The sequence below is a fragment of the Candidatus Symbiopectobacterium endolongispinus genome, assembly GCF_018777385.1.
Lineage (GTDB): Bacteria > Pseudomonadota > Gammaproteobacteria > Enterobacterales > Enterobacteriaceae > Symbiopectobacterium > Symbiopectobacterium endolongispinus.
The window spans coordinates 171,251-185,696 of the sequence record NZ_JAFJYB010000004.1 but is presented as its reverse complement, the minus strand read 5'-3'; the positions used below and the strand labels follow the sequence as shown (position 1 = coordinate 185,696).

The following is a 14,446-nucleotide window of genomic DNA, read 5'->3' as shown; positions in this document are numbered from 1 at the left end:
TTGCCCTGTAAAGCGCAATGGCACAAGGATGAACGCATGCAGGACGTGGAGCTGTGGCTGCGGTTTGTGGCTGCGGTTAATGAACGTGCTACGCCTCAACGCGGTGAAAAAGGTGCAATTGGTGGAGCAATTGCGTCCGCTGGCAGAGGTAACTGCCGAGGTACTGTCCGCGCTGGCCTTGTCGGAAGAGCAGGTCGCGCAATTTCTCACGCAGGATGAAAGGGAGTGTGAAACGGTATTACGCTGGCTGGAGGAACCGACTCACCATCTGCTTACGTACGCAGACTCGCGTTACCCCCCCATTATTGCGGCAGATACCTGCTTCTCCCCGGGCACTGTTTGTGCGTGGTAACCCTCAGCTTCTCTGTGCCCCTCAACTTGCTATGGTCGGCAGCCGTCACCCTTCTGCGTATGGCGCGCAGTGGGGGACACTATTTTGCGCAGGAACTGGCGTTGAATGGTTTTGTTATCACCAGCGGTTTGGCATTAGGCACCGATGGCGTGGCGCATCTGGCGGCGCTGGATGCAGGCGGGAAAAGCGTAGCGGTGCTGCGTAATGGATTGCAGCAGACGTATCCCCGCCGCCATCGCGCATTGGCAGAGCGGTTGGTGGAGCAAGGCGGTGCGGTTGTCTCTGAATTTCCACTGAATGAGCCCCCGAGGGCAATCAACTTTCCCCGCCGTAATCGTATTATCAGTGGGATGAGCCTCGGTGTGCTGATTGTCGAGGCTTCCATGCGCAGCGGATCTTTAGTCACCGCGCGCTGTGCGCTGGAGCAGAATCGCGATCTCTTCGCGCTACCGGGCGCGCTGGATAACCCAATTACACAAGGTACGCACTGGCTCATCCAGAAGGGAGCTTATCTGGTTACCTGTCCCAAAGACATCATTGAACAGTTGGGCAGTGGGTTATCGTGGCTGCCCCTTGGCGAAAATGAAACTATTTATGCTATGGACGCCGATGTGGAATTGCCATTTGCCGACGTGTTGGCTAACGTAGGAGATGAGGTTACACCTGTTGATGTTGTCGCTGAACGTGCGGGCCAACCTGTGCCAGAAGTAGTAGGTAAGTTGCTGGATCTGGAGTTAGCTGGATGGATAGGAGCAGTATCCGGCGGCTATGTCCGATTGAGGATGGCTGGCCATGTTCGACGTACTCATGTACTTGTTTGAAACTTACATCCACAACGAAACGGAACTACGCGTTGATCAGGATGCGTTAACTGATGACCTCACGCGGGCGGGGTTCGATCGTGCTGATACCTATAGCGCATTGAACTGGCTGGAGCGTCTGGCGGATTTGCAGGAAGGCAAAGAAGTGCCTTTTGCCTTGGCAAGCGATCCCCATGCACTGCGCATTTATACGCAGGAAGAGGAGCAGCGCTTCGACACCGAGTGCCTGGGCTTTTTGTTGTTCCTGGGGCAAATCAACGTGTTGAATCTTGAAACGCGTGAGATGGTGATCGATCGCGTGATGGCGCTGGATACCTTATCGTTCGATCTGGACGATCTTAAATGGGTGATCCTCATGGTGTTGTTCAATCTACCCGGATGTGAAAACTCCTACCAGCAAATGGAAGATCTGCTGTTTGAAGCAGGTGAGGAGTATTTGCATTAAATCGACAAGTCAGAATAAACCATGGTAATCCCTGCGCTTATAGCGGATAAAAAGGCGGAGTGCTGCCCTGAGTGCGGCGCGCCGCTGGTGATTCGCTCCAGCCGCCGCGGCCCTTTTTTGGGCTGCTCGCGCTACCCGGAGTGTGAATACGTTCGTCCGCTGAAAGCCAATGCGGATGGTCATATTGTGAAGGAACTGTCTGGGCAACTCTGCCCGCACTGTCAGGGGACGCTGGTGTTGCGGCAGGGGCGTTATGGCATGTTTATTGGCTGTAGCAACTACCCGGCGTGTGACCATACCGAGGTCATCGACCGTCCTGATGAAACCGCATTAACCTGTCCACAATGTGGCAAAGGTAAACTGCTGCAACGTAAATCGCGCTTTGGCAAAGTGTTCCACGCCTGTGAGCGTTACCCGGAGTGCCAATTTGCGCTCAACCATAAACCGGTGGCGGGGACGTGTCCAACCTGCCACTATCCGCTATTGTTCGAAAAGAAAACGGCGCAGGGCGTCAAACGTTTTTGCGCCAGTAAAGCCTGTGGAAAGCCGGTAACGGCAGAAATTGATACCAATGAGTAATGTAGTGAATGAACAACCGGTTTCTGTCATTCAGGAACTGATAAAGCAGAATGTCATCGCCTATCCTACCGAAGCGGTTTTCGGCTTGGGGTGCGATCCTGACAGCGAAGCCGCAGTGATGCAACTGCTGGCCTTGAAACAACGGCCTGTCGAGAAGGGGCTTATCCTTATCGCGGCTGATTATCAACAGCTCATCCCCTATATTGATGACAGCCAGCTCAGAGCTGAGCAAAAGGCGGTGATGTTTGCCTCCTGGCCTGGACCGGTAACGTGGGTGATGCCGGCCAGGCCGAGTACGCCACGTTGGTTGACCGGGCAATTCTCATCGTTGGCGGTGCGCGTCAGTGCGCATCCTCTAGTACGTGAGCTCTGCCTGGCGTTTGGCAAGCCAATCGTGTCAACCAGCGCTAATCTGACCGGACTGCCGCCGTGCCGCACGGCACAAGAGGTTCTAACCCAGTTTGGTGAGGCCTTTCCTGTTCTGCACGGAGAAACATCCGGGCGGCAGAATCCGTCTGAAATTCTGGATGTCTTGACGGGCAACCTGATACGGCAAGGTTAAAAAGTGGAGATAACGGTGTCTGAAGTAACGTCATTCGCGGTTTTTGGTCATCCTATTGCGCACAGCAAATCGCCGCAGATACATGCGCTGTTTTCTGAGCAAACCGGCATCCCCTTGACGTATGAACGCCTGTTGGCACCGCTGGACAGCTTTGAACAAACGCTGCGTGATTTTTTTCAGGCGGGGGCGTTGGGGACGAATATCACCATGCCTTTCAAGGAGCGTGCCTATCAGGAAGTCGATGAGCTGAGCCAACGCGCCTCGTTAGCGGGAGCGGTCAATACCGTGAAGCGGCTCGAAGACGGTCGGCTGTTGGGGGATAATACCGACGGCATTGGGCTGCTTAGCGACTTGCAGCGTCTTGCGCTGGTGACACCGCAGGATCGGGTGCTGTTAATCGGTGCGGGTGGTGCCAGCCGTGGCGTTATTCAGCCGTTATTAAGCCATGGGTGTTCGCTGGTGGTGACCAATCGGACGTTTGCCAAGGCGGAAGCGCTCGCGACACTGTTTCAGCCGGTGGGGCCGATTGACGCGTTGCCACTGGATGGACTGGAAGGCGAAAACTTCGATTTGATCATCAACGCCACCTCGTCAGGGATCGCCGGCGATATTCCCGATCTGCCTGCCTCGTTGATCACGGCCTCTACGCGCTGTTATGACATGTTCTATCAGGCCAGCCTGACACCGTTTTTATTGTGGTGCCAGCAGCAGGGGGCATCACAGTTGGCAGATGGTTTTGGTATGTTGATCAATCAGGCGGCACACGCGTTCTTCCTCTGGCACGGCGTGATGCCAGATACCACCCCGGTGATCGAACAGATGAAAAAAGCACTTAACGCATGAATCAGGCGATCCAGTTCCCCGATCGCTAAGCGTGGAGCGAAGAGGATCGTATGATCTACTTACCTGTATTGATCGGTGGTTTTCAGCGTGAATGCCGTATCAGTGCCGCGCAACTTCAGACGCGTTTTGGGGGAACTGATGCGGATAGCTGGCTGGCGTTGTTCAGAGAGCACCGCTGGGATATCGAAGATCTTTTCGAAGCTAGGGTGCTCAATGAACAGGATGACAGTGAGGGATATTACTCGCTGTCCTGAGCCAGATAGTCGTTCTTCCACGTGGCGTAGTTATTGGCGGAGTAGCGTAAACCCTCGATCTATTCTGCTGTCAGTGGGCGGATTTGTTTCACTGGGCTGCCAAGATAGAGATAACCACTCTGCAAGCGCTTACTAGGCAGTACCAGACTGCCCGCTCCAATCATCACGTCATCTTCTACGATAACGCCATCAAGCAGGATCGATCCAATACCGACCAATACGCGGTTGCCGATGGTGCAGCCGTGTAGCATGGCTTTGTGGCCTACGGTGGCCTCTTCACCAATGATCAACGGATTACCCTGCGGGTTGCTCGCTGAGCGGTGGGTTACGTGCAATACGCTGCCATCCTGGATATTGGTGCGTGCGCCGATGTGGATTTCATGTACGTCGCCACGGATCGTGACTAATGGCCAGATGCTGACATCATCACCAAGCGTCGTGTTGCCGATCACAACGCTGGATGGATCGATCATCACGTTTTTCCCGACAGTGGGTAACGCATCCTTATAAGAACGCAATGCGTGGGAGCCCAATAAGAACGCAATGCGTGGGAGCCCATATTTACCTCTCAATACATTCGAAAAGAGTAAATTACCCTAATTGTGGTCCTGCTGCTGCCAGAAGCAGCAAAAGTAGGTTGAAAATAGCGCGGGTTGCGCAGGATCTCAACGAAGGGGGGTAAAAAACGCGCGAACAGAAAAAAAGATCCAAAAAGGGGTTGTGTAAATTATTGGGATCCATATACTGCGCCTCCACTGACACGAAGCGATTCAAGGCGAGGTCAGCAAGAGAAAAACGATTCACTTTCAAATGAAAATAATCGTTGACTCTTAAAGAGGAAAGCGTAGTATACGCCACCTCGCGACAGCAGGCTGCAAGCCGCGTCGCAACGCTCTTTAACAATTAATCAGACAATCTGTGTGGGCACTCACAGGACTTTATCGTAAAGCCTTAGGGCTTAAAAAATAAAAGTCTTGAAGAGTGAACAACAGTTAATTCATTACGAACTAACAGTAATAATTCTTTGAGCATCGCTTCTCGAGCAGAAGCAAATCAAACTTTAAATTGAAGAGTTTGATCATGGCTCAGATTGAACGCTGGCGGCAGGCCTAACACATGCAAGTCGAGCGGTAGCACAGGAGAGCTTGCTCTCCGGGTGACGAGCGGCGGACGGGTGAGTAATGTCTGGGAAACTGCCTGATGGAGGGGGATAACTACTGGAAACGGTAGCTAATACCGCATAACGTCGCAAGACCAAAGTGGGGGACCTTCGGGCCTCACGTCATCAGATGTGCCCAGATGGGATTAGCTAGTAGGTGGGGTAACGGCTCACCTAGGCGACGATCCCTAGCTGGTCTGAGAGGATGACCAGCCACACTGGAACTGAGACACGGTCCAGACTCCTACGGGAGGCAGCAGTGGGGAATATTGCACAATGGGCGCAAGCCTGATGCAGCCATGCCGCGTGTGTGAAGAAGGCCTTCGGGTTGTAAAGCACTTTCAGCGAGGAGGAAGGCAGTAAGGTTAATAACCTTGCTGATTGACGTTACTCGCAGAAGAAGCACCGGCTAACTCCGTGCCAGCAGCCGCGGTAATACGGAGGGTGCAAGCGTTAATCGGAATGACTGGGCGTAAAGCGCACGCAGGCGGTTTGTTAAGTTGGATGTGAAATCCCCGGGCTTAACCTGGGAACTGCATTCAAAACTGGCAAGCTAGAGTCTCGTAGAGGGGGGTAGAATTCCAGGTGTAGCGGTGAAATGCGTAGAGATCTGGAGGAATACCGGTGGCGAAGGCGGCCCCCTGGACGAAGACTGACGCTCAGGTGCGAAAGCGTGGGGAGCAAACAGGATTAGATACCCTGGTAGTCCACGCTGTAAACGATGTCGATTTGGAGGTTGTGCCCTTGAGGCGTGGCTTCCGGAGCTAACGCGTTAAATCGACCGCCTGGGGAGTACGGCCGCAAGGTTAAAACTCAAATGAATTGACGGGGGCCCGCACAAGCGGTGGAGCATGTGGTTTAATTCGATGCAACGCGAAGAACCTTACCTACTCTTGACATCCAGAGAACTTGGTAGAGATGCCTTGGTGCCTTCGGGAACTCTGAGACAGGTGCTGCATGGCTGTCGTCAGCTCGTGTTGTGAAATGTTGGGTTAAGTCCCGCAACGAGCGCAACCCTTATCCTTTGTTGCCAGCGATTCGGTCGGGAACTCAAAGGAGACTGCCAGTGATAAACTGGAGGAAGGTGGGGATGACGTCAAGTCATCATGGCCCTTACGAGTAGGGCTACACACGTGCTACAATGGCGTATACAAAGAGAAGCGACCTCGCGAGAGCAAGCGGACCTCATAAAGTACGTCGTAGTCCGGATTGGAGTCTGCAACTCGACTCCATGAAGTCGGAATCGCTAGTAATCGTAGATCAGAATGCTACGGTGAATACGTTCCCGGGCCTTGTACACACCGCCCGTCACACCATGGGAGTGGGTTGCAAAAGAAGTAGGTAGCTTAACCTTCGGGAGGGCGCTTACCACTTTGTGATTCATGACTGGGGTGAAGTCGTAACAAGGTAACCGTAGGGGAACCTGCGGTTGGATCACCTCCTTACCTAATGATACTGATTCTGTGAAGTGTTCACACAGATTGTCTGATGAAAATGCTGAGCAAAAAGCATCTGTTGATGAATGAGTCTCTGACTCATGCTGATACGAACCGATTAGAGCAGTTGAGTTAATCTGGTTTTCGTGTCCCCATCGTCTAGAGGCCTAGGACACTGCCCTTTCACGGCGGTAACAGGGGTTCGAATCCCCTTGGGGACGCCATACCGATAATGAGTAAAAGACATATCACCGGTTCTGCGGAACCGACAATAACGTAAAGATAACTTACGAGTCGTGTTTACGATATTTGCTCTTTAACAATCTGAAACAAGCTGAAACAAGCTGAAAATTGAAACGAGCAATAGTGGCTCACTACCAATATTGTGATTCTCTCAAGCTTTCACACCCGAGACATTTTCGGGTTGTGAGGTTAAGTGAATAAGCGTACACGGTGGATGCCTAGGCAGTCAGAGGCGATGAAGGGCGTGCTAATCTGCGAAAAGCGTCGGTAAGCTGATATGAAGCGTTACAACCGACGATACCCGAATGGGGAAACCCAGTGCAATTCGTTGCACTATCATGTCATGAATACATAGTGGCATGAGGCGAACCGGGGGAACTGAAACATCTCAGTACCCCGAGGAAAAGAAATCAACCGAGATTCCCCCAGTAGCGGCGAGCGAACGGGGAAGAGCCCAGAGTCTGAATCAGCTTGTGTGTCAGTGGAAGCGTCTGAAAAGTCGCACAGTAAAGGGTGATAGTCCCGTACACGAAGATGCACAGGTTGTGAGTTCGATGAGTAGGGCGGGACACGTGTTATCCTGTCTGAATATGGGGGGACCATCCTCCAAGGCTAAATACTCCTGACTGACCGATAGTGAACCAGTACCGTGAGGGAAAGGCGAAAAGAACCCCGGCGAGGGGAGTGAAATAGAACCTGAAACCGTGTACGTACAAGCAGTGGGAGCATCCTTAGGGGTGTGACTGCGTACCTTTTGTATAATGGGTCAGCGACTTATATTCTGTAGCAAGGTTAACCGCATAGGGGAGCCGTAGGGAAACCGAGTCTTAACTGGGCGTTAAGTTGCAGGGTATAGACCCGAAACCCGGTGATCTAGCCATGGGCAGGTTGAAGGTTGGGTAACACTAACTGGAGGACCGAACCGACTAATGTTGAAAAATTAGCGGATGACTTGTGGCTGGGGGTGAAAGGCCAATCAAACCGGGAGATAGCTGGTTCTCCCCGAAAGCTATTTAGGTAGCGCCTCGTGAATTCATCTTCGGGGGTAGAGCACTGTTTCGGCTAGGGGGTCATCCCGACTTACCAACCCGATGCAAACTACGAATACCGAAGAATGTTATCACGGGAGACACACGGCGGGTGCTAACGTTCGTCGTGAAGAGGGAAACAACCCAGACCGCCAGCTAAGGTCCCAAAGTCACGGTTAAGTGGGAAACGATGTGGGAAGGCATAGACAGTCAGGATGTTGGCTTAGAAGCAGCCATCATTTAAAGAAAGCGTAATAGCTCACTGGTCGAGTCGGCCTGCGCGGAAGATGTAACAGGGCTAAACCATGCACCGAAGCTGCGGCAGCGACACTTAGGTGTTGTTGGGTAGGGGAGCGTTCTGTAAGCCGTTGAAGGTGAACTGTGAGGTTTGCTGGAGGTATCAGAAGTGCGAATGCTGACATAAGTAACGATAAAGCGGGTGAAAAGCCCGCTCGCCGGAAGACCAAGGGTTCCTGTCCAACGTTAATCGGGGCAGGGTGAGTCGACCCCTAAGGCGAGGCCGAAAGGCGTAGTCGATGGGAAACAGGTTAATATTCCTGTACTTGGTGTTACTGCGAAGGGGGGACGGAGAAGGCTATGTCATCCGGGCGACGGTTGTCCCGGTTTAAGCGTGTAGGTGTGACTTTGGTAAATCCGGGTCACTGTTAACACTGAGGCGTGATGACGAGGTACTACGATACTGAAGTGACAGATGCCAAGCTTCCAGGAAAAGCCTCTAAGCATCAGGTAACATTGAATCGTACCCCAAACCGACACAGGTGGTCAGGTAGAGAATACCAAGGCGCTTGAGAGAACTCGGGTGAAGGAACTAGGCAAAATGGTGCCGTAACTTCGGGAGAAGGCACGCTGTGCGAGGTGTAGGGATTTACTCCTGAAGCTTTGCGCAGTCGCAGATACCAGCTGGCTGCAACTGTTTAATAAAAACACAGTACTGTGCAAACACGAAAGTGGACGTATACGGTGTGACGCCTGCCCGGTGCTGGAAGGTTAATTGATGGGGTTATCCGTAAGGAGAAGCTCTTGATCGAAGCCCCAGTAAACGGCGGCCGTAACTATAACGGTCCTAAGGTAGCGAAATTCCTTGTCGGGTAAGTTCCGACCTGCACGAATGGCGTAATGATGGCCAGGCTGTCTCCACCCGAGACTCAGTGAAATTGAACTCGCTGTGAAGATGCAGTGTACCCGCGGCAAGACGGAAAGACCCCGTGAACCTTTACTATAGCTTGACACTGAACCTTGAGCCTTGATGTGTAGGATAGGTGGGAGGCTTTGAAGCGTGGACGCCAGTCTGCATGGAGCCAACCTTGAAATACCACCCTTTAATGTTTGATGTTCTAACCTGGGTCCGTAATCCGGACTGGGGACAGTGTCTGGTGGGTAGTTTGACTGGGGCGGTCTCCTCCCAAAGAGTAACGGAGGAGCACGAAGGTTAGCTAATCCTGGTCGGACATCAGGAGGTTAGTGCAAAGGCATAAGCTAGCTTGACTGCGAGAGTGACGGCTCGAGCAGGTACGAAAGTAGGTCTTAGTGATCCGGTGGTTCTGAATGGAAGGGCCATCGCTCAACGGATAAAAGGTACTCCGGGGATAACAGGCTGATACCGCCCAAGAGTTCATATCGACGGCGGTGTTTGGCACCTCGATGTCGGCTCATCACATCCTGGGGCTGAAGTAGGTCCCAAGGGTATGGCTGTTCGCCATTTAAAGTGGTACGCGAGCTGGGTTTAGAACGTCGTGAGACAGTTCGGTCCCTATCTGCCGTGGGCGTTGGAGAATTGAGGGGGGTTACTCCTAGTACGAGAGGACCGGAGTGAACGCACCACTGGTGTTCGGGTTGTCATGCCAATGGCATTGCCCGGTAGCTACGTGCGGAAGAGATAAGTGCTGAAAGCATCTAAGCACGAAACTTGCCCCGAGATGAGTTCTCCCTTGTCCCTAGAGGACGCTGAAAGGCCGTTAAAGACGACGACGTAAATAGGCTGGGTGTGTAAGTGCAGCGATGCATTGAGCTAACCAGTACTAATGACCTGTGAGGCTTAACCTTACAACGCCGAAGATGTTTTGGTGTTGATTGAGAGACAAAATCGTCTGGAACGATTTTGAACAGCGCGGAGCGCTGGCCCCGAAGGGGTGAGTATCAGGATGATACGAATAATCACGTGCTCGAGAAGTTCAGCTTGTTGACAGATTGGCATTCATGGCTGAGAAGCGGTGGATGTAAAACAGAATATGCCTGGCGGCGATAGCGCGGTGGTCCCACCTGACCCCATGCCGAACTCAGAAGTGAAACGCCGTAGCGCCGATGGTAGTGTGGGGCTTCCCCATGTGAGAGTAGGGAACTGCCAGGCTTTTATATCGATTATCAGACGGTGTCTGGTAATGAAAAAGTATCGGTGGAGCGGTAGTTCAGTCGGTTAGAATACCTGCCTGTCACGCAGGGGGTCGCGGGTTCGAGTCCCGTCCGTTCCGCCACCCTATTTAGGGGCGTAGTTCAATTGGTAGAGCACCGGTCTCCAAAACCGGGTGTTGGGAGTTCGAGTCTCTCCGCCCCTGCCAGGCAAACAAAAAACCTTCCGTCGAAAGACGGAGGGTTTTTTGTTTGCCTTTTATACCAGGTGCAAACTGTTTCTTTTTTGGGAAAGGAATCCTTAAATGAATGCCACTGTATCTTCCCGCTTATCCCTGCTTGCTGCTGGCGTACTCATCGCCCTGAGTTGTACGATCCCGCGCGTACAGGCTGAGAATATACCGGTTTACTTCTCTCACAAGCAGTGGTATTTGGTGTGTGATAATACCTTGACTTGTCGTGCTCAAGGCTATTCTCCGGACAACGAACTCTATAGTGTGGCGGTATTACTGACTCGTTTTGCGGGTTCGTCCACGCCACTGGAGAACCAAGTGATGCTGACCGATTTATTGGATAATGCGGAAGCGCTGCCGCATCGAGGAACACCACATTTACTGATTGATGGCCATGGATTGGGGGCGCTTCAATGGGCTGATGAGCAGAGTCAACGATGGCGCATGAATGCGACTCAGTTTTCTGCTTTTCTCAGAGCACTTCGCCGTGGTAGCCAAATTACCTTCCAGGATAAATGGGGGACTTACCCGCTTTCCAGCGCGGGGTCCAGCGCCGTGTTGTTAAAAATGGATGATGTGCAGGGAAGAGTTGACACACGTAGCGCCCTTTTTAAAAAGGGTGTCAAAGACGAGTCTGGTGTTAAAGCACCTGTCATTGCTCCAGTGATTGTGAAAATGCGCGCCGAAGAAGCAGAACTGCGTGTGATGAATGCACAGGAATTAGCTTTTTATAAACCTTATCTAATGAACAGTTTGGCTGAGCACAAGGACTATGATTGCACTGAAGAGCGTCTTGATAATCCCGAACTGCCTTGGCAAATCGCCAGATTGAATGATCGACAGTCTCTCGTTTCGGCCTCTTGCTGGATGGCCGCTTACAACTGGGGCGAAATATTCTGGGTTGTTGATAATGAAATGAAATCTCCCGCGCAACGCGTGACGGAAAGCGGCACCGTGTATAACAACGGTGAAATTGATTCCCTGCAACGTGCGCGTGGACTGGGTGATTGCTTGGTCAGAGAACGCTGGATATGGAATGGTGACGCTTTTGTCCACAGCTATGCCGGAAATACGGGGCGTTGCCATCTGATTCGTAACGTGGGCACCTGGAACGTGTCCGATTTTGTTACTACCGTTGTGCAGCCATGACGGTAGCACAATAACGGACCACATTTGGCGCGGGCCGTTACACCCCTTAGTGCAGAATCTGCGACAGGAAGGTGCGTGTACGTTCTGAACGCGGGTTGCTGAAGAACGCTTCCGGTGCAGCCTGTTCCACAATTTCCCCCTGATCCATAAAGATCACCCGGCCGGCTACCGTTTTGGCAAAGCCCATTTCATGCGTTACACACAACATGGTCATGCCGTCTTGCGCCAACCAGAGCATAGTATCCAGCACTTCCTTTACCATTTCCGGATCGAGTGCTGGGGTGGGTTCATCGAACAGCATGATTTTCGGCTTCATGCACAGAGAGCGGGCAATCGCTACACTCTGCTGCCCACCGGAAAGCTGGCCTGGGAACTTGTGCGCATGTGCGGCAATGCGCACGCGCTCCAGATAGCGCATCGCCAGTTCTTCCGCTTCTTTCTTCGGCATATGGCGCACCCAGCATGGGGCCAGCGTGCAGTTTTGCAGCACGGTCAGGTGTGGAAACAGGTTAAAGTGCTGAAACACCATCCCCACTTCGGTACGGATCTTCTCGATATTACGCAGATCTCCGTCCAATTCGGTGCCATCAACCGTGATCTTGCCTTGCTGATGCTCTTCCAGGTGATTGATGCAGCGAATCGTCGTCGATTTTCCAGAGCCAGACGGCCCGCACAGCACAATGCGCTCCCCCCTGCTTCATGTGCAGGTTGATGTTTTTCAGTACGTGGAATTGACCATACCACTTGTTCACATTGTCCAGTGTGATCATATAGTTATCTGATGTTAATGCGTTCTGGTTCATAAGAGCCTCAATGCGACTTGTGTCCGGTGTTAAAACGTTTTTCCAGATGCTGGCTGTAGCGCGACGTGCTGAAACAGAAGATTCAATAGATCATGGCGGCAAAAACATAGTCTTCGGTCGACATCCCCAACCAGGTTGGATCAACGGTCGCCTGCTGGATACTGCTGAACAGATCTAACAGGCCGATGATGATGACCAGACTGGTGTCCTTGAACAGTGCGATGATGGTATTCACCAGCCCAGGAATGACCAGCTTCAGCGCCTGAGGCAGGATGATCAGCCCCTGCATACGCCAGTAGCCCAGCCCTAGTGCAGCGGACGCCTCATATTGCCCTTTCGGTAATGCCTGAAGCCCGCCTCTGACCACTTCTGCCACATAGGCTGACTGGAACAGGATGACGCCGACCAGTGCACGCAGCAGTTTATCGATGCTGGTGCCTTCGGTGAGAAACAGCGGTAGCATCACCAGGAGGACATAAACAACACGGTGATCAGCGGTACGCCGCTATGATCAGGGTAAGCGTCAGCCCACCCCACTGGCGCGTTTCCACACGTGTCAGCCCGCCTAATCCGCCATACAGCAGCCACCAGGCTAATAATGGATAACACACCGCCCAGATTGCGATATAGCGCCCACGGCGCGGCATGCGACGCCAGAACATCGGCAGAATACTGAGTAAGCCCAAAACCAGTGCAAAGTTAATGCGCCAGATCTCTTCCGCCGGATACAGCCCATACATAAAGTGGCCGAAACGTGCCTTAATAAACACCCAGCAGGCACCGTCGCGGGTGCAGTCAGCGCGGGTCTCACCGACCCAGTTCGCCTGAAGCAGCGTCCAGTTCAATAGCGGCGGCAGAATGTGCCACACAGAGCAGCGTCATCAGGCTGTTTGGGATGCTGGAAAACAGGTTCTTTTTGGCCCAGTGCCACAGCGCAAAGAGTGGGGCCTGACGATGTGGTTGTGACAATGTCGTCATAGCGGCCTCTAGCGTTCCACGAGCGCGATTTTGCGGTTATACAGGTTCATCAGCAGGGAGATGATCAGGCTGATAATCAGGTATACCGACATGGTAATAGCAATGGTTTCAATCGCCTGACCGGTCTGGTTGAGCACGATGCCGGCAAACAGGGAAACCATATCCGGGTAACCAATCGCAGCGGCGAGCGACGAGTTCTTCACGATATTCAGGTACTGGCTGGTTAACGGCGGAATGATGACGCGCAGCACCTGCGGCAAAATCACCTTACGCAGCGTGATCGGATTGGGTAGCCCCAGGGAGCGAGCCGCTTCATGTTGCCAGTAGGAGACAGACTGAATGCCGGAACGGATAATCTCTGCGGTAAACGCAGAGGTGTAGACAGACAACGCCAGCGTCAACGCCGCCAGTTCCGGGATCAGCACCATGCCGCCCTGGAAGTTGAACCCCTTCAACTGCGGGATATCCCGGTGCAGTGCAGGACCAAACAGCGCGTGGCTCACGCCAAGAAGTACCACCAACAGTGCTAGAACGATAGGCCAGGTGCGGTGATATTGTCCGGTAAGGGTGTGAATCTGTTTATTGCGCCGATACAGAATAACGCCGACCACCAACGGAATGAGCAACGCGAAGAGAGCGCCCAGCGCGCCGGGGCCAAATTCTCCGGCGGGAAGGTATAAACCGCGGTTACTCAGGAACGCAATATCAAGCGTGTTAAGCGCCTGGCGCGGACCGGGAAGGTTACGCAATACGGCAAAATACCAGAAGAAGATCTGTAAAATCGGGGGAGTATTACGAAACGTTTCGATATAAACCGTGGACAGTTTGCGTAACAGCCAGTTATCCGAGAGCCGAGCCATCCCGAGCATAAAGCCCAGCACTGAGCGAAAACAATACAGAGCGCTGAAACCAGCAGCGTGTTGAGCAGCCCTACCAGAAACACGCGGGCATAAGTATCGCCCTGCTGGTAGTCGATAAGGTGCTGGACAATACCGAAGCCTGCGCTGTTATTCAGAAACGCGAAGCCGGAGGTAATACCACGCTGGGCCAGATTGGTTACGGTGTTGTGCAACAGATAACCCGCCACGGCAATCACAATAACGATGACGAGAAGTTGATACAGCCAGGCGCGCACCTCTGGATTTGATAGTGAAAAATCACGTTTCACGGTTGGGCGTTGTTGCATGCGAGTGC

General features: G+C 52.8%; 8 protein-coding genes, 3 tRNA genes, 3 rRNA genes and 4 pseudogenes. 14 read left to right on the top strand and 4 right to left on the bottom strand.

Features of this window, described 5'->3' with window-relative positions; genetic code table 11:
- Positions 1-28: 28 nt before the first annotated feature.
- From dprA to JZM30_RS16220, 6 genes and pseudogenes are all read left to right on the top strand, one after another.
- A pseudogene (gene dprA / locus JZM30_RS16245) lies at positions 29-1,173 on the top strand (DNA-protecting protein DprA).
- Entirely contained in the window at positions 1,145-1,618 is a 474-nt protein-coding gene (locus tag JZM30_RS16240) for a DUF494 family protein (RefSeq protein ID WP_252319935.1), read from the top strand. Before dprA ends, JZM30_RS16240 begins: the two are co-directional and overlap by 29 nt.
- Positions 1,619-1,639: 21 nt before the next feature.
- On the top strand, positions 1,640-2,197 hold the full coding sequence (locus JZM30_RS16235; RefSeq protein WP_252319933.1) for a DNA topoisomerase family protein: 558 nt from the start codon (positions 1,640-1,642) through the stop codon (positions 2,195-2,197).
- Positions 2,190-2,759 (top strand): L-threonylcarbamoyladenylate synthase type 1 TsaC, encoded by a 570-nt coding sequence (tsaC, locus tag JZM30_RS16230; protein ID WP_252319931.1) that lies wholly within the window; start codon positions 2,190-2,192, stop codon positions 2,757-2,759. The genes JZM30_RS16235 and tsaC overlap by 8 nt, the downstream gene beginning before the upstream one ends.
- A 15-nt stretch (positions 2,760-2,774) precedes the next feature.
- Complete coding sequence (gene aroE / locus JZM30_RS16225; protein WP_252319929.1) at positions 2,775-3,602, top strand: shikimate dehydrogenase; 828 nt, start codon at positions 2,775-2,777, stop codon at positions 3,600-3,602.
- A 50-nt stretch (positions 3,603-3,652) separates the two neighbouring features.
- Positions 3,653-3,856 carry a DUF1488 family protein gene (locus JZM30_RS16220; protein WP_252319927.1) on the top strand — a complete coding sequence of 68 codons (204 nt, stop codon included), beginning with the start codon at positions 3,653-3,655 and terminating at the stop codon, positions 3,854-3,856.
- Here the strand turns inward: JZM30_RS16220 and JZM30_RS16215 are convergent.
- Positions 3,841-4,389 (bottom strand): annotated as a pseudogene (locus tag JZM30_RS16215) (gamma carbonic anhydrase family protein). The gene JZM30_RS16220 and the pseudogene JZM30_RS16215 sit on opposite strands and share 16 nt — an antisense overlap.
- Positions 4,390-4,918: 529 nt before the next feature.
- Here JZM30_RS16215 and JZM30_RS16210 point away from each other — a divergent pair.
- The 7 genes from JZM30_RS16210 to JZM30_RS16180 all read left to right on the top strand — a co-directional run bounded on the left by JZM30_RS16210 (position 4,919) and on the right by JZM30_RS16180 (position 11,471).
- A 16S ribosomal RNA gene (locus tag JZM30_RS16210) occupies positions 4,919-6,460 on the top strand.
- A gap of 139 nt (positions 6,461-6,599) precedes the next feature.
- A tRNA-Glu gene (locus JZM30_RS16205) sits at positions 6,600-6,675 on the top strand.
- 206 nt (positions 6,676-6,881) lie between these two features.
- A 23S ribosomal RNA gene (locus JZM30_RS16200) occupies positions 6,882-9,786 on the top strand.
- Between the two features lie 188 nt (positions 9,787-9,974).
- A 5S ribosomal RNA gene (gene rrf / locus JZM30_RS16195) occupies positions 9,975-10,090 on the top strand.
- Together the 16S, 23S and 5S rRNA genes with 3 tRNA genes alongside form the textbook arrangement of a ribosomal RNA operon.
- 47 nt (positions 10,091-10,137) lie before the next feature.
- Positions 10,138-10,214, top strand: a tRNA-Asp gene (locus JZM30_RS16190).
- Positions 10,215-10,222: 8 nt separating this feature from the next.
- A tRNA-Trp gene (locus JZM30_RS16185) sits at positions 10,223-10,298 on the top strand.
- Positions 10,299-10,394: 96 nt separating this feature from the next.
- Entirely contained in the window at positions 10,395-11,471 is a 1,077-nt protein-coding gene (locus tag JZM30_RS16180; protein ID WP_252319925.1) for a DUF1176 domain-containing protein, read from the top strand.
- A gap of 46 nt (positions 11,472-11,517) precedes the next feature.
- Here the strand turns inward: JZM30_RS16180 and JZM30_RS16175 are convergent.
- The 3 genes and pseudogenes from JZM30_RS16175 to JZM30_RS16165 all read right to left on the bottom strand — a co-directional run bounded on the left by JZM30_RS16175 (position 11,518) and on the right by JZM30_RS16165 (position 14,112).
- Positions 11,518-12,274 (bottom strand): annotated as a pseudogene (locus tag JZM30_RS16175) (amino acid ABC transporter ATP-binding protein).
- Positions 12,275-12,281: 7 nt separating this feature from the next.
- Positions 12,282-13,252 (bottom strand): annotated as a pseudogene (locus JZM30_RS16170) (amino acid ABC transporter permease).
- An 8-nt stretch (positions 13,253-13,260) separates the two neighbouring features.
- Positions 13,261-14,112: an amino acid ABC transporter permease gene (locus tag JZM30_RS16165; protein ID WP_438801522.1), complete on the bottom strand. Its 852-nt coding sequence runs from the start codon at positions 14,110-14,112 to the stop codon at positions 13,261-13,263.
- A 119-nt stretch (positions 14,113-14,231) separates the two neighbouring features.
- Between JZM30_RS16165 and JZM30_RS24810 the strand changes: the two genes are divergently transcribed.
- Positions 14,232-14,399, top strand: coding sequence for a hypothetical protein (locus JZM30_RS24810; RefSeq protein WP_438801513.1), 168 nt, complete (start codon positions 14,232-14,234; stop codon positions 14,397-14,399).
- The last annotated feature ends 47 nt before the right edge of the window (positions 14,400-14,446 follow it).